The 20,164-nt window shown below is 62.5% G+C and carries 17 protein-coding genes; 4 read left to right on the top strand and 13 right to left on the bottom strand.

The features are described from left to right. Nucleotides 1–224 precede the first annotated feature (224 nt). Both BFQ00_RS20795 and BFQ00_RS20790 read right to left on the bottom strand, forming a co-directional pair. Nucleotides 225–686 (bottom strand): LEA type 2 family protein, encoded by a 462-nt coding sequence (locus BFQ00_RS20795; RefSeq protein WP_065934594.1) that lies wholly within the window; start codon nucleotides 684–686, stop codon nucleotides 225–227. A gap of 12 nt (nucleotides 687–698) precedes the next feature. Further along, on the bottom strand, nucleotides 699–2,129 hold the full coding sequence (locus tag BFQ00_RS20790; RefSeq protein ID WP_065893150.1) for a nucleobase:cation symporter-2 family protein: 1,431 nt from the start codon (nucleotides 2,127–2,129) through the stop codon (nucleotides 699–701). Nucleotides 2,130–2,328: 199 nt separating this feature from the next. Here BFQ00_RS20790 and BFQ00_RS20785 point away from each other — a divergent pair, with 199 nt between their 5' ends. Next, complete coding sequence (locus BFQ00_RS20785) at nucleotides 2,329–3,987, top strand: methyl-accepting chemotaxis protein (protein ID WP_371914203.1); 1,659 nt, start codon at nucleotides 2,329–2,331, stop codon at nucleotides 3,985–3,987. Nucleotides 3,988–4,449: 462 nt separating this feature from the next. Here BFQ00_RS20785 and BFQ00_RS20780 read toward each other — a convergent pair whose 3' ends face one another. The 11 genes from BFQ00_RS20780 to BFQ00_RS20730 all read right to left on the bottom strand — a co-directional run bounded on the left by BFQ00_RS20780 (nucleotide 4,450) and on the right by BFQ00_RS20730 (nucleotide 16,865). Further along, entirely contained in the window at nucleotides 4,450–5,427 is a 978-nt protein-coding gene (locus BFQ00_RS20780; RefSeq protein ID WP_065934592.1) for a 2-hydroxyacid dehydrogenase, read from the bottom strand. Next, nucleotides 5,427–6,722 (bottom strand): MFS transporter, encoded by a 1,296-nt coding sequence (locus BFQ00_RS20775; protein WP_065887373.1) that lies wholly within the window; start codon nucleotides 6,720–6,722, stop codon nucleotides 5,427–5,429. The genes BFQ00_RS20780 and BFQ00_RS20775 overlap by 1 nt, the downstream gene beginning before the upstream one ends. 45 nt (nucleotides 6,723–6,767) lie before the next feature. Next, nucleotides 6,768–7,709, bottom strand: coding sequence for a sugar kinase (locus BFQ00_RS20770; protein WP_065887372.1), 942 nt, complete (start codon nucleotides 7,707–7,709; stop codon nucleotides 6,768–6,770). Continuing rightward, nucleotides 7,702–8,484, bottom strand: a complete 783-nt coding sequence (locus BFQ00_RS20765; protein ID WP_065934591.1) for a sugar phosphate isomerase/epimerase family protein — start codon at nucleotides 8,482–8,484, stop codon at nucleotides 7,702–7,704. Before BFQ00_RS20765 ends, BFQ00_RS20770 begins: the two co-directional genes overlap by 8 nt. 95 nt (nucleotides 8,485–8,579) lie before the next feature. Further along, entirely contained in the window at nucleotides 8,580–9,647 is a 1,068-nt protein-coding gene (locus BFQ00_RS20760; RefSeq protein WP_130184666.1) for a LacI family DNA-binding transcriptional regulator, read from the bottom strand. 108 nt (nucleotides 9,648–9,755) lie between these two features. After that, nucleotides 9,756–10,343 carry a LysE family translocator gene (locus BFQ00_RS20755; RefSeq protein WP_065887370.1) on the bottom strand — a complete coding sequence of 196 codons (588 nt, stop codon included), beginning with the start codon at nucleotides 10,341–10,343 and terminating at the stop codon, nucleotides 9,756–9,758. A 51-nt stretch (nucleotides 10,344–10,394) separates the two neighbouring features. Next, nucleotides 10,395–11,234, bottom strand: a complete 840-nt coding sequence (locus BFQ00_RS20750; RefSeq protein ID WP_065934590.1) for an AraC family transcriptional regulator — start codon at nucleotides 11,232–11,234, stop codon at nucleotides 10,395–10,397. Nucleotides 11,235–11,306: 72 nt separating this feature from the next. Then, a complete protein-coding gene (locus tag BFQ00_RS20745; RefSeq protein WP_065934589.1) occupies nucleotides 11,307–11,948 on the bottom strand; it encodes a DUF1345 domain-containing protein in 642 nt (213 codons plus the stop codon). Nucleotides 11,949–12,051: 103 nt separating this feature from the next. Beyond that, complete coding sequence (locus BFQ00_RS20740) at nucleotides 12,052–12,498, bottom strand: hypothetical protein (protein WP_065934588.1); 447 nt, start codon at nucleotides 12,496–12,498, stop codon at nucleotides 12,052–12,054. Between the two features lie 128 nt (nucleotides 12,499–12,626). Further along, nucleotides 12,627–15,716, bottom strand: a complete 3,090-nt coding sequence (locus BFQ00_RS20735) for an efflux RND transporter permease subunit (RefSeq protein WP_065934587.1) — start codon at nucleotides 15,714–15,716, stop codon at nucleotides 12,627–12,629. Nucleotides 15,717–15,722: 6 nt separating this feature from the next. Next, nucleotides 15,723–16,865: an efflux RND transporter periplasmic adaptor subunit gene (locus BFQ00_RS20730; RefSeq protein WP_065934586.1), complete on the bottom strand. Its 1,143-nt coding sequence runs from the start codon at nucleotides 16,863–16,865 to the stop codon at nucleotides 15,723–15,725. A 227-nt stretch (nucleotides 16,866–17,092) separates the two neighbouring features. Between BFQ00_RS20730 and BFQ00_RS20725 the strand changes: the two genes are divergently transcribed. The 3 genes from BFQ00_RS20725 (at nucleotide 17,093) to BFQ00_RS20715 (ending at nucleotide 20,029) form a co-directional block, all read left to right on the top strand. Beyond that, complete coding sequence (locus tag BFQ00_RS20725) at nucleotides 17,093–17,794, top strand: response regulator transcription factor (protein ID WP_065887365.1); 702 nt, start codon at nucleotides 17,093–17,095, stop codon at nucleotides 17,792–17,794. Between the two features lie 3 nt (nucleotides 17,795–17,797). Then, a complete protein-coding gene (locus BFQ00_RS20720) occupies nucleotides 17,798–19,099 on the top strand; it encodes an ATP-binding protein (protein ID WP_065934585.1) in 1,302 nt (433 codons plus the stop codon). Nucleotides 19,100–19,243: 144 nt separating this feature from the next. Next, nucleotides 19,244–20,029, top strand: a complete 786-nt coding sequence (locus tag BFQ00_RS20715; protein ID WP_065887360.1) for a sulfite exporter TauE/SafE family protein — start codon at nucleotides 19,244–19,246, stop codon at nucleotides 20,027–20,029. Nucleotides 20,030–20,164 lie beyond the last annotated feature (135 nt).

Here is a 20,164-nt window from a genome sequence, read left to right as displayed (position 1 = left end):
CCAGTGCGGCTAACCCGGCGTCCTGCCGGGTTACCCACGGATTCAAGCCTGCGTTCGGCCAGCGTGGTTTAACGGGGCGCCTGAGATCAAAAGCCAGATCAAGATCAAGAGCGACTCGCTGCGCATCGTGGTTAGCGTTGGCCGCTACAGAGTTGTGTAGATACCTATGCTCATCGGGGGCAAGCCCCTCCCACATTTGATCTTCAGCGTTTGTTGCCCGTCGTTCACCAGGTGGCGGTGTTGGGCAAATCCAGGGTGCCACGTTCCACAAAACGCAACGTTCCGAACAACCCGCCCGCCAGCTTGCCGCGCAGCACATACGGCAGGTTATTCAGGCTCTGGGTCTGGCTCAGGCCCAACGTCTGGCGCAACACGGAAAACGCCGAAACGCTCACCGGCACCATCAGCACCGTCTCGGAGAAACGCGGGATGCTGCCCGCCTGGTCACTTACCCCGGACGCAAGCGGCCGGCCGTTGACCTCCAGGTCCAGCGCCACGCCGCTGTAGTCGATCGCCGCTTCATTGGGGTTCTGCACCCGCAATTTGACGGCGAAGCGCACTTCCAAGTCCTGGCTTTGCAGCGGTTCGATGCCGACCACGTTGATGTTGACCGGATCGCGCTGGGGCAACAGCGCGCAGGCGCTCAAGGTCAGCAACAACAGCGATACCACCATGAGCTTGCGCATCTGAACGTGCTCCTACTGTTTCGTAACGTCCGGGTCCTGCATGACCTTGAGGGTCGAGGACTCCGGATCGAATTCATCTTCTTCCAGCTCTATGAACGCTTCGGGCAGGAAAATGTTCAGCAGGATGGCACAGAACGCCCCCACGGTGATCGGCGACTCGAAGATGTTATGCAGCGCCTTGGGCAAGTCGCGCAGCACTTCGGGCACGGCTGCAACGCCCAGGCCCATCCCCAGGGAAATCGCCACGATCAGTACGTTGCGTCGGTGCAGCCCGGCTTCGGCGAGGATCTTGATGCCGGCCACGGCCACGGTGCCGAACATGATCAGGGTCGCGCCGCCCAGCACGGGTTTGGGCATCAGTTGCAGCACCGCGCCGATCATCGGGAACAGCCCCAGCAGTACCAGCAGGCCGGCGATGAAGTAGGCCACGTAGCGGCTGGCCACGCCGGTCAGCTGAATCACGCCGTTGTTTTGGGCGAAGGTCACCATCGGCAGGCTGTTGAAGGTGGCCGCCATCGCCGAGTTGAGGCCGTCGGCGAGCAGGCCGGACTTGATGCGCTTGATATACCGCGGGCCTTTGACCGGCTGCTGGGAAATCATCGAGTTGGCGGTCAGGTCACCGGCGGCTTCCAGGGGCGAAATCAGGAAGATCACCGCCACCGGGATAAACGCAACCCAGTCGAACGAGAAGCCGTACTTGAACGGCACCGGCACGCTGATCAGCGGCACCTGGGGCAGGGCGGCCATGTCGACACGGCCCAGCCACCAGGCCACGACAAAACCCAGGGTCAGGCCGATCACGATCGAGCCCAGGCGCAGGAACGGGTTGTCGAAGCGGTTGAGCACCACGATGGTCAGCAGCACCAGCGCCGCCAGGCCCATATTGCTCGCCGCGCCCAGGTCGCTGGCACCGAAACCGCCGGCCATGTCGGTCACCGCGACCTTGATCAACGACAACCCCATCAAGGTGATGATGGTGCCGGTCACCACCGGGGTAATCAGCTTGCGCAACTTGCCGATGAACTGGCTGAGCACCACTTCGATAAAGGCTGCGAAAAAGCAGATGCCAAAGATCGTCGAGAGGATTTCATCGGTACCGCCGCCGCGGGCCTTGACCATGAACCCGGCGCTCAAAATCACGCTGATAAAGGAAAAGCTGGTGCCCTGCAGGCATAACAGGCCCGAGCCAATGGGGCCGAACGTACGCGCCTGCACAAAGGTGCCGAGCCCCGAGACGAACAGCGCCATGCTCACCAGATACGGCACTTCGCTTTCCAGGCCCAGCACGCCACCGACGATCAGGGTCGGGGTAATGATGCCGACGAAACTCGCCAGCACATGCTGCAGGGCGGCAAACACCGCCGCAGTGAAGTGCGGACGGTCTTCGAGGCCGTAGATCAGGTCGGATTTATAGCGCGGGCGAGGGGCTTGAGCGTCAGACAAAATGAGGGCTCGGGTCGGAAAATGGAGGCGCAGGATGCCAGAAACGGTGGATTGCCTGAAGTGTAAAAAAATATTTATGAAACCCCTGCATAAAACCCTCGGGCGTGCCGATAGTTCTTATAGGTCCACGTATCAATAACAACAGCGGTGGCCAAAGTCTGGCAGCGCATTGTCGCTGGCCGATCGTTTCGCGGCAGGGATGCGCGCAAACACCCTTTCTGAGAGCAGCCCTATGTCCCTCCGTCATCTGAATATCGCCCCTCGCGCCTTTCTCGGGTTCGCCTTTATCGCCGTTCTGGTGGTCATCCTGGGGGTGTTTGCGGTCAACCGCATGACCCTGATGCGCCAGGCTTCGCTGGACATGAGCACCAATCAGTTGCCCAGCGTGACGTACCTGGGTCACATGACGGAAAACGTGTTGCGCATGCGCATCCTGTCCTTTCGCGTGCTGGTCAACCGTGAGCCGGTCGCCCTGCAGGAAGCCGAAACCCGCATCGGCGTGCTGGTCGACAAGGTCAAGGCGGCGCAGGCCCATTACGCCGCGCTGCCGGCAGATGCCGAGGAGACGCTGTTGTACAAGGCTTTTTCGACCACTCTGGACAACTACTTCAAGGCGCAAGCCGACATGATTGCCCTGTCCAAACAAGACAAGGTCGATGAAATGCGCGCGCTGATCAACAGCCGTATCAAGGACGGCACCGACCAGATGGGCGAGCAGTTGAACAAACTGATCGCCCTCAACGCCGCCGGCGCCAAGGCCGCCGATACCCAGGCAGAACACAGCTACGAAGTGGCCATTACCGGCGTCATCCTGGTGTCGGTGGCCGCTGCGTTGCTGACGGTGTTGCTGGCCTGGCTGCTGACCCGCAGCATCGTCACGCCGCTGCGCAAGGCCGTGCAAGCGGCTGAAAGCATCGCCGGCGGCAACCTGACGACCGCTATCGAAGACGACGGCAAGGACGAACCGGCACGGCTGATCAGTGCCTTGTCGACCATGCAAACCAATCTGCGCCAGACCATCCAGCACATTGCAGGCTCGGCCACGCAGTTGGCGTCGGCTGCCGAAGAACTGAGCGCTGTCACCGAGGAAGCCTCCAAGGGCTTGCAGCAACAGAACAATGAAATCGACCAGGCGGCCACGGCGGTCAATGAGATGACCGCCGCCGTGGAAGAGGTGGCGCGCAATGCGGTGTCCACCTCCGAAGCCTCCGGCCAATCCAACCAGGCCGCACGGGAAGGCCGCGACCGGGTCGTCGAGACGGTCGGCGCGATCCAGACCATGACCCAGGACGTGCAAAACACGGCGGCCATGATCGAAGGGCTGGCGGCGCAAGGGCGGGACATCGGCAAGGTCCTCGACGTGATCCGCGCGATTGCCGAGCAGACCAACCTGCTGGCGCTCAACGCCGCGATCGAAGCGGCACGCGCCGGTGAAGCCGGGCGTGGCTTTGCGGTGGTGGCCGACGAGGTGCGCGCACTGGCTCATCGCACGGCCCAGTCGACCCAGGAAATCGAAAAAATGGTCGCCGGCATCCAGAACGGCACCGGTGAAGCCGTGCAGTCGATGCAGCAGAGCAACCAGCGCACCCAAAGTACCCTGGAAATGGCCCGCGCCGCCGGTGTGGCACTGGAGCAGATCACTCAGTCGATCAGCCTGATCAACGAACGCAACCTGGTGATCGCCAGCGCGTCCGAAGAGCAGGCCCAGGTGTCGCGCGAGGTGGATCGCAACCTGGTGAATATCCGCGACCTGGCGACGCAATCGGCGGCGGGCGCCAATCAAACGAGTGCGGCCAGCCATGAGCTGTCACGCTTGGCGGTGGATCTGAACGCGATGGTGGCCCGGTTCGTTATCTAAAATCTGAAATACGGTTCAAATGTGGGAGGGGGCTGTCTACACAACTCAGTAGCGCCAACCGTAACCACGATGCGAAGCGAGTCGCTCTTGATCTTGATCTTAGGCGCCCCGTTAAACCACGCTGGCCGAACGCAGGCTTGAATTCGTGGGTAACCCGGCAGGACGCCGGGTTAGCCGCACTGGGCCATGGATGGCCCATTGCGGCGGCCCACGGATTCAAGCCGGAGAGAGGGCACACCGAGCCTAAGCGAGGTGCCGAGTGGTGGGGCAAGAGCGTTTTGCTTACTTTTGCGCTTTTCAAAAGTGAGCCGCTGTAAAAGCGGAACCATTAGCAGCCGTTACCGCAGAAACGGATATGTACTCGGTCCAATCCAACATCCTGGTCGGCCCAGAGGCCGCCATCGGGGGACAAGTCGAATCGTCGCACCGCCCCTCCCACATTTGAACCCTGTTGTCAGGGCACTATTGTTCCCAGGCGTCTGCGTTCACCAGATTCTGCGGCCGTTCGCCCGCCAACGCCTGCAACAGATTATCCACCGCACACCTGGCCATCGCTTCGCGCGTCTCATGAGTCGCCGAGCCGATGTGCGGCGTGGCCACCACGTTGTTCAAGCGCAACAGCGGGGACGCGTGATCGAGCGGCTCTTTCTCGAACACATCCAGGCCGGCCGCGCGAATGGTGCGCTGTTGCAAGGCCTCGACCAGCGCCGCTTCGTCCACCACCTTGCCCCGTGAAATGTTGATGAAGATCGTCTCCGGACCCATCAGCGCGAACTCCTCGGCGCCGATCAACTTCTCGGTCTCGGCGGTGAGCGGCAAGGTCAGGCAGACGAAATCGGCTTCCTTGAGCAAATCCGGCAGGCTTCGGTACTGCGCGCCAAAGCGGGCTTCTACCGCGGGCTTGGGCGAATGGCTGTGATAGATCACCGGCATGCCGAAGCCACAGTGCCCGCGCTGGGCCAGGGCTTCGCCGATGCGTCCCATGCCGATGATACCCAGGGTCTTGCCGTGCACGTCGCTGCCGAAATGCGACGGGCCGATGTTCTTGTTCCACTGGCCGGCGCGCACCAGGTCGGCCAGTTCCACCACGCGCCGGGCAGTCGCCAGGATCAGCGCAAAGCCGGTGTCGGCGGTGGTTTCGGTGAGCACATCCGGCGTGTTGCTGAGCAGGATGCCGCGTTGGGTGAGGTAGTCGATATCGTAGTTATCGACGCCCACCGAGACACTCGCCACCGCCTCCAGTTTCGGCGCCAGGTCGAGCAGCCCTGCATCCAGGCGCAGGCTCGCGCCCAGCAGCCCGTGGGCGCCCGGCAGGGCGTCGCGCAATCGGGCCAGGCCGGGCTCGTCCAGTGCGTCGATCAGCGTCACGTCGGCCTGCTCATGCAGGCGCGCCATCAGCGGCGCAGACAGCTTCTTGTATAAAACCACGGATTTTTTCATCAGGAATGGGCCTTCATGTCGAGGGTGGCCAAGGGCGTGCGTTCACGGTCACTGGCACCCGGCTTGAGGAAAATTGTCAGCACCACCGACAGCAGCAATGCACCGCTCATCAGCAGGTAGGAGGTACCGGGCGAGCCGGTGCTGCTATTGAGGTAACCCACCAGGTAGGAGCCGCCGAACGAGCCCAGCGCGCCCATGCTGTTGATCAGCGCCATGGCGCCACCGGCGACGTTGGCCGGGAGGATTTCCGGGACGATGGCAAAGAACGGACCATACGGCGCGTACATGCACGCGCCGGCAATCACCAGCAGCGTGTAGGACCACCAGAAGTGTTCCGCGCCGAGCGCATAGGAGGCATAAAACGCAATCGAGGCAATCAACAGCGGCGGCCACACGAAGCGTTTACGCTTTTGCAGCTTGTCCGAGCCCCAGGAAACCACCAGCATGCCGATCACGGCGGCAAGGTAAGGCAGCGCCGAGAGCCAGCCGGCCTCGACCATGTCCATTTTAAGGCCGGCCTTGAGGATCGATGGCAACCACAATACGAAGCCATACACGCCAATGCTCCAGCAGAAGAACTGCAGCGCGAGGATGATCACCTTCGGCGAGCGGAATGCTTCGGCATAGTTCTTCACCGCCTTGATACCCACCTGTTCGGCGGCCAGGGCGCTTTCCAGGCTTTGCTTTTCGCTGTCGCTCAGCCACTTGGCATCCTTGGGGCGCTCATCGGCCAGCTTCCACCAGATAAATGCCCACAGCACCGCCGGCAAGCCCTCGATGATAAACATCCAGCGCCAGCTGAAATGCTGCACCAGATAGCCCGAGACGACCGACATCCACAGCATGGTCACCGGGTTGCCGAGGATCAGAAAGGTGTTGGCCCGCGAGCGTTCGGCACGGGTGAACCAGTGACACAGGTACACCAGCATCGCCGGCATCACCGCGGCTTCGACCACCCCGAGCATGAAGCGAATCACGATCAGCATGTAGGCGTTGGACACCACGCCCGTCAGGGTGGCCAGGCCGCCCCACAGGATCAGGCTGACGAAAATCAGTTTCTTGACGCTGCGCTTCTGCGCGTAGATCGCCCCCGGCACCTGGAAGAAAAAGTAGCCAAGGAAAAACAGCGCGCCGAGCAGGGACGACATGCCCGGGGTGATCATCAGGTCTTCGGCCATCCCGGAGGCGGCGGCGAAGCCATAGTTGGCGCGGTCCAGGTAGGCCAGGCTGTAGGTGATAAACACGATGGGCATGATGTACCACCAACGGCGGGTGGCAAGTTTCGCGGTTTCCATAAGGTTGCTCCTGAGCTTGTTGTAGTTGTGGCAACAGGTAGTGGGTTATGCAACGGATCGGTGGGGTAGTTCGGCGCGGGTGGGCAGCCCTTCCATGTCGCCACGGCTCTGTACGGCGCGGCTGCCGATCCAGTTGCCGCGTTGTACCGCCTCGGGAAAACTCGCGTTTTCCAGCAGGGCGCTGATCATGCCCACGGCAAAACCATCACCGGCGCCGACGGTGTCGACCACCGTGTCCACGCGCACAGCGGCGACAAAGCCCTGGTCCATCTGGGTACGGTAATAGGCGCCATCGGGGCCGAGCTTGATCGCCACGGCTTCGGCGCCTTTGTCGAGGTAGAACGCGGCGATATCCGCCGGGTCATCGAAGCCGGTGAGCAGGCGGCCTTCGCCGAGGCCGGGCAATACCCAGTCCGCCAGGCCGGCCAGGGCGTTGATTTCACGGATCATCTGCGCCTGGCTGCGCCACAGGGACGGGCGCAGGTTCGGGTCGAATGACACGCTGCGCCCGGCCTTGCGCATCTGCGTCATCAGCTCCACCGACAATTGGCGGGTGGCCTCGGACAACGCCGGCGGAATTCCGGTGGCATGCAGATGACGCGCTTGCAACAGGGCCGGGTGGATGTCCGCAACCGACAAATGGCTGGCCGCCGAACCTTTGCGGAAATATTCCACCTGGGGATCGGCGCCGGACTCTTCGCGGGACTTGAGCTGAAAACCGGTGGGGTGCAGCGGGTCGACGCTCACATGCCCGCAGTCCAGGCCTTCGCTGGCCAGGGTGTCGACGACGAAGCGCCCGAGTGAGTCATCACCCACCCGGCTCAGCCACGCCACATTGAAACCCAGGCGCGACAGGCCAATCGCGACATTGCTGTCGGCGCCCGCAATGCGTTTGTGAAACTGGCCGACCTGGGCCAGGTCGCCGGTCTGCTCGGCGACGAACATCGCCATGGTCTCGCCAAACGACAGGATATCGATCTCAGACATGGGCATTCTCCACACGGGGTTGGCCAAGGCGGGCGAGGGTGGCGACCTGTTGCGCGGTGACTTCGACCAGGTCGTCGCCCTGCAGCGGAAACTCCACCGCCCGGGTAATACCTTGAGTCATGTGCGTGAGCAGTTGTTCCCACAGATGCAAATCGGTGGCGCCGGGCGGCACGGCCACCAGCTTGCCGTCCGCGCGACGGGCGACGGCCTTGCAGTGCAGGTAGTCCACATGCCGGCCCAGCAGGCGCGCGGCGGTGAGGGCGGACTGGTCCTGCCACTGCCAGTTGCCGATGTCGAAGGTCATCTTTACAGGCAGGCCCAGGCGTTCGACCTCGGTGAAGAAGCGTTGCATCGGCTCGATCCGGCCGCCGTGCAGGGTCTGGTCGTTTTCCACCAGCAGCTTGACCGCGTGGCGATCGAGCAGGGCCTGCAGGCTCTCCAGGTCGTTGGTGTCGGTGAAGTAACCCAGGGAGACTTTCAGCCAGCCCGAGCCGAAGGCCTGGGCGCGGTCGAGGGTGGCGGCAAGGTCCGGATTGGGCTGGGCACGCCCGGCCACCCAGAGTTCCAGGGGCGAGGAAAACACCGAGTCCAGGCCTCGCTCGGCGGCGGCGCGGGCCAGCGTGTCGGGCTGTTCGGTGGTGAGCAGTTCTTCACGCCACTCGATGCGCCGGGCACCGGCAGCGCTCAGCAGCGTGACAAAACTCAATTGGCCCTGCTGGCGCACGAGGTCGGCGCCGTAGCTGGACAGGCTGATGGAAACGGGAAATTCATGCATTATTGTTTACCTCTGAAACCGGTTTCATTTTTTCTTGAAAGAATGTACGACTCTGTAGGAGCGAGCTTGCTCGCGAAAAACCAGAGAGCGCCGCGTTAAACCAGAGTCGCGGCGTTACCGTTGGCGATTTTCGCGAGCAAGCTCGCTCCTACAGGGAGTTGGGTAGAGCCTCGGATGATCAGTTGGGGCAGGAAATCGAGGGTGCGGGTGGGGGCTGTGTCGCCACGCAGGCGCTTGAGCAGACAGTCAAACGCGGTGGCGCCAATCGCCTCGGTGGGCTGGGCGAGGGCGGTGATGCCGTTGCCGACCAGCGGATACCACTCCAGGTCATCCAGGGCGATCAGGCCGACATCATCGAACAGGTTGCAGCCCAGGTTTTTCAGCGCGCGGGTGCAGGCCAGCGCAGCAACACCGTTGGCGCAAAACAGCGCCTTGGGGCCGGGCTTGGCCAGAAAGGTTCGCAGGCGGCTTTCCAGCTCGCCATCCAGTTCGACCATGGCACCGGTCAACGCCGGACGCCGGGCGATTTCGGCCTTGAAACTGTCCAGGCGCTCCAGGCGCGAGCTGGTGCCATCGGTGGCTTCGCTGACCAGCAGCAAGTCGCGATAACCCTGTTGCTCCAGGTGCTCCACCGCCATGCGCACTGCCGCCGGGTTGTCCAACCCCACTAGGTCGCTGTGCAGCGGCTCGACCTTGCGGTCCACCAGCACCAGGGGCATTTCCCGTTGCAGTTCCAGCAGTTGGTCGAGGTGATGGCCGAGGGTGTTCACGATCAGTCCTTCGATGTTGTACGAGCGCAGTGCCGCCAGGTGCTGGCGCTCCTGCTCGTCATCGCGGTCGGTGTTGCACACCACCAGGCTGTAGCCATGCTGTCGGCAGGCGGTTTCGACACCGTGCATCACCGCGATGGAATAAGGATTGCGGATATCGGCCACCAGCATGCCGATCAGGCGTGTGCGCCCGCGCTTGAGGCCGCGAGCCATCTGGTTGGGGCGGTAGCCGAGTTCAGCGATGGCCTGCTCGATACGCAGGGCGATGGCGTCGGAGAGCAGGGCGCGGTCGTCGCCGATAAAACGTGACACGCTGGCTTTGGACACCCCGGCGCGTTCAGCGACATCAAGCATGGTCACGCGGCTGCGCTGGGCGGCAGAAAAGTTGTTCACGGTGATCGACCTTCTATTTTTATTGGAATCACTGAAACCGGTTTCAGGAAACCATCAAATGAGGAAAGTCGTCAAGTTGTTGTAGGACAAAGCCCGATAGCCGGCCTATCACACCACCACACTCAGCCAGGTCGCGACAAGCAACAACAGGGCCATGCCCCGGTTGAAGCGTTGCATCGCCCCGGCTGAACGAAACACCCGCGACGATCCGACGCCCAGCAGCGCCCAAGCGCCAAGGCAGGGCAGGGATATCAGGAAAAAAATCAGGGACAGGGCCACTACCTGACCCTGGCGCGCCTCACCGTTGCCGGCAAATACGCTCACCACTGCCAGTGCCATCATCCAGGTCTTGGGGTTGATCAATTGCAGCGCGGCGGCGCCAATCAGGCCGAGGGGCTTTTCGACGCCATGCACCTCGATGGCTCGGGCAGGCGCGCTGAAGATTTGCCAGGCCAGGCAGGTCAGCCAGGCGACACCGATCCATTGCATCGCGGCCTGCACCCCGGGCACTTGCACCAGCGACTGGCCGAACCCGGTCCCCACCAGCAACACCAGGCCGGCAGCCCCGGCGCACGCGCCGAAAATGATCGGCACAGCGGCTTTGAGGCCATAGCGTGCGCTGTTGCTCAGCACCAGGATATTGGTGGGGCCGGGGGTGATAGACGCCACAAAGGCGAACAAGATAAACGCGAACATGACAGCAACTCCAAAAACACTCGATGGCGTCCATGTTCACAAGCCTGTGCATTAGCTGTCTGGAAGATTTGAGCAGCGCTTGCGGTACGCGGCGGGCGTGAGGCCGTAGGCGCGCACGAACCAGCGGCCCAGGTGGCTCTGGTCGGCAAAACCCAGGGCAATTGCCACATCCGCCGGTTGCTCGCCCCTGGCCAGCAAATGCCGGGCGCGGGCCAGGCGCAATTGCACCAGGTAGGCGTGAGGCGGCAGGCCGAAGGCGCTCTTGAAGGCGCGACTGAGGCGGAAGCGGTCGACCCCGCAGGCCAGGGCCAGTTGGTCCATGCCGACGTCGGCGTGCAGGTGGGCATGCAGGTAGTCCCGGGCCTTGTACGCCACCTGCGGCAAGCGCGGGTCCTCGTGGTAGCGGGTGCGCCAGTGGAGTTGGCCGGTGAGGCGCTCCAGCAGCTGGTCCATGGCGCGTTGCCGCACAATGCGCAGCTCCCCACTGTGCAGGGTCTGGAACGCCTGGCTGGTGGCCAGGGCCAGGCGCGGATCGCGGGTCAAGGTGCTGGCAAAACTCAACTGGCTGTGCGGCGGCGCCTCTTCGAACACCGCGCTCACTTCGCGCGCCAACCAGTGCGGGTCAAGGTAGAGCATGTGATAGGTGAAGCCGTCCGGGGTAGGTGCGTCGCCGTCGTGCAACTCGCCGGGTTCCACCAAAAACACCTGGCCGGGCACGCTGTTATGGCGCGTGCGGCGGCAGTTGAATTGCTGCACGCCTTGCTCGGTGACGCCGATCAGGTAGCTGTCGTGCCAGTGCGGATCATAGGCGTGGCCCTCAAAATGCGCGCGCAGGGTCTCGATGCCGGTGTCGGCGTCCTGGGACAGGTCGATCCAATTGTGCGCGGCCATAGAACACCGAGAATGAGTCAGTACCGTCATTAACGTCGCAGGGCGGCCTGACGTCTAGAAGGTTTGTGCAGCTCAGCCAAACAGGCCGGCGGCGATATTGATCGAGAACCCCAGGATCGCGGTATTGAACACAAAGCCGATCAACGATTGCCCCAGCACGACCTTGCGCAGGCCACGGGTGGCGACGCCCACATCCGAGGTCTGTACCGCCACGCCGATGGTGAAGGAGAAATACAGAAAATCCCAATAATTGGGCGTGAGCAAGCCTTCGGCAAAGCGCAGGGCCGGTTCCTTGCCGCTCCAGGTGTAATAGAGCCTGGCGTAGTGCACGCTGAAGATCACCCCGATCAGCAGCCACGAACCGATCACCGTCAAGCCGGTGAAGCCGTAGTGCAACAGGCGCTCGCTGGGGGCCAGGTCTTTGCTGCCCACCAATTCGAAGGCAATGGTTGCCAGGCTGGCGATGGCGGCGATGCACACCATGAACAGCACCAGCCCGGCGTTTTCGTCTTCGATTTCGGCGATGCGCTTGACGTCCTCGGCCTTGGCGCGAATGGTCAGCCACAGCATCAGTACCAGGTAGGTCCAGACGCCGGCGTTCCAGCCGATCAGGATTTTGCTCGCGAGGGTGTCGGCCGGCGCCAGGATGCCGACGGCGAGGCCCAGCACGGCGGCGGATGAGAGGCGAGGGTGGGTGCGGGCTAGGAAGGGCATGGGCACTCAAAACACAAGGGGGACTGAGTGCCCAAGCCTATTCGAACGCGTGCGTGCTTGAAAGCGCCAAATGCAGCCTTATAAGCCAAATGTTTGCACTAATTTAATAGTCAGAGTCTATGCCTCTGGCCTCCACCTTTCCGTTGGTAAATTTATAACCCGGTTCGGAGTTGTTACCTTCAACTGCAAAGCTGATTTTTGCGTTAAACGTTTGTTCTTTGCTGTCAAAGTTATAAGTGACGAGGCCACTGTCTGCGCTGTCAAGTCGATAGAAATCATTCCCTACTGGATACCAGACCAGTACTTGAAAGAATTGGTTATCTCCGACTGGCGCACCGTCAGCCTGCGGGGGGGCGTCCGCACCCAGAAGCAAGTAAACCTTCAGGGGGGAAGCAGCAGGGAAGTTACTGTCCTCGGTTTCTACCCTGACCTGATAGATGGCCGTGGTCTTCATACTGACCTTGGTTGATCTGTATCGGTAAGATTGGTCTAACGAGGTATCGCTTTCGTATTTGCCCGTCGTGCATCGAAACTTGTTTTTACCCAGCATGATCATTCTCCTTGACCGGATCGAGGGGTGTTTCCGTCGATTCACCCTCAATTTAGTGCAGAAGGAATCGCCTCGTATACTGTCAGAATTGACAGTCTAAAAGCTTGATTCCTTAGATCATAAATACCTTATTGACGCTTGCGCACCAGCTTCATCACCACCACAAAAAACACCGGCACAAACACCACCGCCAGCGTCGCCGTAATCATCCCGCCAATCACCCCCGTACCAATGGCCTGCTGGCTCGCCGAACTGGCCCCGGTGGCAATCGCCAGCGGCACCACACCGAGGATGAACGCCAGCGAGGTCATGATGATCGGGCGCAGGCGCAGGCGCGCGGCTTTCAAGGTGGCGTCGATCAAGTCTTCGCCCTGGTCATACAGGTCCTTGGCGAACTCGATGATCAAAATCGCGTTCTTCGCCGACAGCCCGATGATGGTGATCAGGCCGACCTTGAAGAACACATCGTTGGGCATGCCGCGCAAGCTCACCGCCAGCACCGCCCCAAGCACACCCAGCGGCACCACCAGCAATACCGAGGTCGGGATCGACCAGCTCTCGTACAAGGCCGCCAGGCACAGGAACACGATCAGCAGCGACAGGCCCAACAGTATCGGCGCCTGGGAACCGGACAGGCGTTCCTGCAAGGACAACCCGGTCCATTCCTGGCCCAAACCTGCGGGCAACTGGCTGACCAGGCGCTGGATTTCGTCCATCGCCTCGCCGGTGCTGTGCCCTGGCGCCGCTTCGCCGCTGATGGCGATGGCGGGGTAGCCGTTGTAGCGCGTCAGCTGCGTCGGGCCCTGGGTCCACTTGGCTGCGACAAACGCCGACAGCGGCACCATTTTTCCGGCGTTGTTGCGCACGTTGATCTTCATCAGGTCCGCCACCTGGCTGCGCTGGTCGCCTTCGGCCTGCACCACCACGCGCTGCATGCGTCCCTGGTTGGGGAAATCGTTGATATAGGCCGAACCGATGGCCGACGACAATACATTGCCGACGTCGGCAAACGGCACGCCCAGCGCATTGGCCTGCTTGCGATCCACTTCCAGCTGTATCTGCGGCGCTTCGGCCAGGGCGCTTTCGCGCACGTTGGCCAGGATCGGGCTTTTCGCGGCAGCGTTGAGCAACGTGGTGCGCGCGGCCATCAACCCCGCGTGGCCGACGCCGCCGCGATCCTGCAGGCGGAACTCGAAGCCGCTGGAGGTGCCGAGACCGTCCACCGGGGGTGGCAGGACTGCGAAGGCAATCGCATCCTTGAGCTCGCTGAAGGCCATGTTGGCGCGGTCGGCAATCGACGAAGCCGAATCATCGCCGCCGCGTTCGGACCAGTCCTTGAGCGTGGTAAACGCCAGCGCCGCGTTCTGCCCGGAGCCGGAAAAACTGAAGCCCATGATCATGGTGGTATCGCCCACCCCCGGTTCCGTGGCGTTGTGCGCCTCGATCTGCTCGGCCACCTGCACCGTGCGGTTCTTGCTCGCGCCCGGTGGCAACTGGATATCGGTGATGGTGTAGCCCTGGTCTTCCACCGGCAGGAACGAGGAGGGCAGGCGACTGAACAACAACCCCAGGCCCACCAGCAGCACCAGGTAGATCAGCAGGTAGCGGCCGCTGCGCTTGAGGGCGTAGGCCACCCAGCCTTCGTAGCGATCGGTGAGCTGTTCGAAGCGTTTATTGAACCAGCCGAAAAGGCCGCCCTTGGCATGGTGCTCGCCCTGGGCAATCGGCTTGAGCAAGGTGGCGCACAGGGCCGGCGTCAAGGTCAGGGCCAGGAAAGCCGAGAACAGGATCGAGGTGGCCATCGACAGCGAAAACTGCTGGTAGATCACCCCCACGGAGCCTGGCATGAACGCCATCGGCAGGAATACCGCCACCAGCACCAGGGTGATACCGATGATGGCGCCGGTGATCTGGCCCATGGCCTTTTTCGTCGCCTCCTTGGGCGACAGGCCCTCGGTCGCCATGATCCGCTCGACGTTCTCCACCACCACAATCGCATCGTCCACCAGGATGCCGATCGCCAGCACCATGCCGAACATGGTCAGCACGTTGATTGAAAAGCCCAGCAACAGCATGGTAGCGAAGGTGCCCATCAGTGCAATCGGCACCACCAGCGTGGGGATCAGGGTGTAGCGCACGTTCTGCAGGAACAGGAACATCACCGCGAACACCAGCGCCATCGCCTCGAGCAAGGTGTAGACCACCTTGGTAATCGAGACCTTCACGAACGGCGAGGTGTCGTACGGAATCTTGTATTCCACATTGGCCGGGAAAAAGCGCGACAGCTCGTCCATCTTCGCCCGCACCAGGTTCGCGGTGTTCAGCGCGTTGGCGCCGGGCGACAGCTGCACGCTGACGGCGGTGGACGGCTTGCCGTTCAGACGGGTGGAGAACTGGTATTCCTGGCTGCCGACTTCCACCCGCGCCACGTCGCCGATGCGCACGGTAGAGCCGTCAGGGTTGGCCTTGAGGACGATGTCGGCGAACTCCGCCGGCGTCGACAGTTGGCCCTTGACCAGAATGGCGGCGGTGATTTCCTGGGTGTTTGTCGCGGGCAGATCACCGATGCTGCCGGCGGAGACCTGAGCGTTCTGCGCGCTGATCGCGGCATTCACGTCGGCCGGGGTGAGGTTGAAGCCGATCAGCTTCTGCGGGTCGATCCAGATGCGCATGGCGCGCTCGGCGCCATACAGCTGGGCCTTGCCCACCCCGTTCAGGCGCTTGAGTTCGTTCATCACGTTGCGCGCCAGGTAATCGCTGAGCGCCACGTCGTCGAGCTTGCCGTCCTCGGATGTCAGCGTTACCAGCAGCAGGAAGCCGGCCGAGACTTTTTCCACCTTCAAGCCTTGTTGCGTCACGGCTTGCGGCAAGCGCGACTCCACCGCCTTGAGACGGTTTTGCACATCCACCTGCGCCATCTCCGGGTTGGTGCCCGGTTGGAACGTGGCGGTAATGGTCGCCGAACCCAGGCTGCTCTGGGACTCGAAATACAACAGGTGATCGGCGCCGTTAAGCTCCTGCTCGATCAGGCTGACCACGCTTTGATCCAGGGTCTGGGCCGAAGCGCCAGGGTACACCGCGTAGATTTCCACCTTCGGCGGCGCGACGTTGGGGTATTGGGCCACCGGCAATTGCGGGATCGCAAGGACGCCGGCCAGCAAAATGAACAAGGCCACCACCCAGGCGAAGATCGGGCGGTCGATAAAGAACTGCGGCATGGCGGGTTATTCCTTCACGAGCGGGCTGTCGTCCACTTCAACTTTTTCACCGGGGCGTGCATGTTGCAGGCCTTCGACGACAATGCGGTCACCGGGCTTGAGGCCGCTGCTGACGATCCAGCGATCCTCGATCACCGCGCCCAACTCCACCGGCTGCTGGCGCACGGTTTGCTCGCCGTCCAGCAACAGCACCATGGGGATGCCGGCGCTGTCGCGGGTGATGGCGCGTTGCGGCACGCTCAGGCCTTGCTTGTCGACCGCCTGTTCCAGGCGCACCCGCACAAAGCTGCCGGGCAGCAGGTCGAGGTCCGGGTTGGGGAACTCGCTGCGCAGGATGATCTGCCCGGTGCCCGGGTCGACGCTGATTTCGGCGAACAGCAGCTTGCCCGGCAACGGGTACAGGCTGCCGTCGTCCTGGATCAGGGTGGCCTTGGCCTGGTCCTGGCCGACCTGCTTCAAGCTGCCGGCACGGAAGGCACGGCGCAGGTCATTGAGCTCGCGGGTGGATTGGGTCAGGTCGGCGTGAATCGGGTCCAACTGCTGGATGACCGCCAGCGGCGTGGCTTCGTTCTGGCCGACCAGCGCACCTTCGGTCACCAGGGCACGGCCGATGCGCCCGGAAATCGGCGCGGTCACGGTGGCGTAACTCAGGTTCAGCCTGGCGCGCTCGACGGCAGCCTTTTGCGCGGCAACCTCTGCGTTGGTCTGGCGCAGGGCGGCGCGGGCGTTGTCGTAGTCCTGGCCGCTGATGGCGTTGCCTTCCACCAACTGGCTGTAGCGCTGCTCCTGCAGGCGTGCCTGGAATGCATTGGCCTCGGCCTTGCTCAGGTTGGCCTGGGCGCTGTCGAGGTCGGCCTTGAAGGGCGCCGGGTCGATGCGGAACAGCACGTCGCCCTGTTTCACGTCATGGCCTTCATTGAATACGCGCTGCATCACCACCCCGGCAACCCGGGCGCGCACTTGCGCAATGCGCGGCGCGGCGATGCGCCCGCTCAATTCGCTGGTGATGGACAGGGGCTTGGCCTGCAGCGTCTCGACACGCACTTTGGCCAGCGGCATTTGTGGCGCTTCGTCTGCTGACTGACCACACGCGCTCAGCGCCAGTGTGAGGGCCAGCAGGCAAAACGGCGCAAATAGATTCTTTGACATGCTCTTATCCCAATATTGACTGGTGCATCCTAAAGTCACCTGCGCCGTGGTGCTGTGAAGCTGTGTAGGTCGTGTGTGAAGAAATGTAAGGGTCGGGGCGCGGGGCGCTGAGGGCGTATATCCTTGCACAACCTTGCTTGCAATGAAGATCAAATGTGGGAGGGGGCTTGCCACCTGCCACATGGATTTGTGTACGACACCTCACTGTATTTTCTGGAAACACCTTCATGCCCAACATCCTCCTGGTGGAAGACGACGCCGCACTCTCCGAGTTGATTGCCAGCTACCTGGAGCGCAATGGCTACCATGTCAGCGTGCTCAGCCGTGGCGACCTGGTCCGTGAGCAGGCGCGGCTGAACCCGCCGGACCTGGTGATCCTCGACCTGATGCTGCCCGGCCTCGACGGCCTGCAGGTCTGCCGTCTGCTGCGCGCGGACTCGGCGGGCCTGCCGATCCTGATGCTCACGGCCCGTGACGACAGCCACGATCAGGTCCTGGGCCTGGAAATGGGCGCCGACGATTATGTGACCAAACCCTGTGAGCCTCGCGTGCTGCTCGCCCGTGTGCGCACCTTGCTGCGCCGCAGCAGCCTGTCGGAGCCCCAGGTGGCCAGCGACCGCATCATCATGGGCAACCTGTGCATCGACCTGTCCGAGCGCAGCGTCACCTGGCGCGAGCAGGCGGTGGAGTTGTCCAGCGGCGAGTACAACCTGCTGGTGGTACTGGCGCGGCATGCCGGTGAAGTGCTCAGTCGCGACCAGATCCTGCAGCGCCTGCGCGGTATCGAGTTCAACGGCACCGACCGCTCGGTGGACGTGGCCATCTCCAAGCTGCGCCGCAAGTTCGACGACCACGCCGGTGAAGCACGCAAGATCAAGACGGTGTGGGGCAAGGGTTACCTGTTCAGCCGTTCCGAGTGGGAATGCTGAGCCATGTTTCGTGTCCTGCTGCGCCTCTACCTGATCACTATCGTCACCTACAGCGCGGCGATTTTCCTGATCCCCAAGCTGGTGATCCAGCTGTTCGAACACCGCTACCTGAACTACAACGTCGAACAGTCCCGTGGCCAGCAAACGCTTATCGTCAAGCAATACCTGCGCGCGCCGGTGGAACGCTGGTCGCAGGTCACCGAGCAACTGAGCCGCGACTTCGCGCCATTGAAGGTGCAATTGCTGCTGCGCCAGGACGCGCGTTACACGCCCGCCGAGGAGCGGTTACTGGAGCAGGGCAAACCGGTGGTCCGCCTGGGTGAGTGGGGCTGGATGGAGGAAGTCAGCTCGCCGATCAACGAGCAGTTCGCGGTCAAACTGATCATCCCGCCGGACCCGCTGGACATGAACCTGCTGTACTGGTCGATGAACGTGCTGGTCGGCGCCGCGCTGCTGGCCTGCCTGCTGGTGTGGTTGCGCCCCCATTGGCGCGACCTGGAACGTCTTAAAAGCACCGCCGCGCAGTTGGGCAAGGGCAACCTGGCCGAACGCACGCAGATCCCGCCGAGTTCCAGCATCGGCAGCCTGGCGGCAGTGTTCGACGCCATGGCCAATGACATTGAACATCTGTTGAACCAGCAGCGCGACCTGCTTAACGCGGTGTCTCATGAGCTGCGCACACCGCTGACGCGCCTGGATTTCGGCCTGGCCCTGGCGCTGTCGGAAGATTTGCCGGCGGCCAGCCGGGAACGCTTGCAGGGCCTGGTGGCGCATATTCGGGAGCTGGATGAGCTGGTGCTGGAATTGCTGTCCTACAGCCGCCTGCAAAACCCGGCGCAGTTGCCGGAACGCGTGGAGGTGGTGCTGGATGAGTTCATCGACAGCGTATTGGGCAGTGTCGACGATGAGCTGGAAAACCCCGAGATCGTCATCGAGGTCGCGCTCGACTGCGCCGTGGAGGGCTTCAGCCTCGATCCGCGTCTCACTGCCCGCGCCCTGCAGAACCTGTTGCGCAATGCCACGCGTTACTGCGACAAGCGCATCCAGGTCGGCGTCAAGGTCTGCCCCAAAGGCTGTGAAATTCGCGTGGATGATGACGGTATCGGCATTCCGCCGGATCAGCGCGAACGCATCTTCGAGCCGTTCTATCGCCTGGACCGCAGCCGCGACCGCGCCACCGGGGGCTTTGGCCTGGGCCTGGCCATCAGCCGGCGGGCCCTGGAAGCCCAGGGCGGCACCTTGACCGCCGAGGCTTCACCGTTGGGCGGGGCGCGGTTTCGCGTGTGGTTGCCCAGCGTCGATTGATCAAGGCACATTGACTGCGCAGGAGATTGCCTGGGTCGTCGTGCCTGGTTAAAAAGGCATAAAGTCAGATCATATTGGTATAAGTCGTTATAAGAAAAATCGCTATCCTGCCGCCAGAAATTTATAAGGCCGCAGGTAGCTTTGATGGATGTGGGTAATGTGGGGTTCGTGGTTGCCGGCCTGATCGTAGGGTTTATCGTAGGCATGACGGGCGTCGGTGGGGGCTCGTTGATGACGCCGATCCTGTTGTGGTTCGGCATCAATCCGGCCACTGCCGTGGGTACTGACCTGTTGTATGCCGCCATCACCAAGTCCGGTGGAGTGCTGGTGCACAGCAAGAACAGGAACATCGACTGGACCATTACCGGCTGGCTCACCCTGGGCAGCGTGCCGGCAGTGTTGCTGACCCTGTGGTTCCTCGCCAGCCTGCACACCGACCCCAGCGCGATGAATGCGGTGATCAAGCAGGCGCTGGGCGTGGTGTTGTTGCTGACGGCCCTGGCGATTCTGTTCAAGCAACGTTTGCTGGCGTTCGCCCAGCGCCATGCCGGTGACGACTACGCCATGCGCCCGCGCAATTTGAATGCGCTGACGGTGGTGACGGGCGCGGTGCTCGGCACGATGGTGGCGCTGACGTCCATCGGCGCTGGCGCGCTGGGGACCGTGGCGCTGTTTATTCTGTATCCGTTTCTAGCCACGCGCCGCCTGGTGGGTACCGAGATCGCCCATGCGGTGCCGCTGACTCTGGTGGCGGGGCTGGGTCATGCGAGCATGGGCAATATGGATTGGCATCTGTTGGGGTTTCTGCTGATGGGCTCGCTGCCGGGGATTTATCTGGGCAGTCATATGACGGGCAGGATTCCGGATGGTGTGCTGCGTCCGTGTCTGGCGGTGATGTTGATGGCGGTGGGTTACAAGCTGGCGTTCTAGGGTGGGCGGGGGGCCCGATGTGGGGGCTTTGTCGGCCTCTCATCCGACTGTTATCCACCTGACTCATGTGGGAGGGGGCTTGCCCCCGATGGCGGCCTCTGGGCCGACCAGGATGTTGGATTGGACCGAGTACAT

It is taken from the genome of Pseudomonas sp. 28 E 9 (genome assembly GCF_900004785.1).
GTDB lineage: Bacteria > Pseudomonadota > Gammaproteobacteria > Pseudomonadales > Pseudomonadaceae > Aquipseudomonas > Aquipseudomonas orientalis_A.
This window is presented reverse-complemented; position numbering and strand designations above follow the sequence as displayed.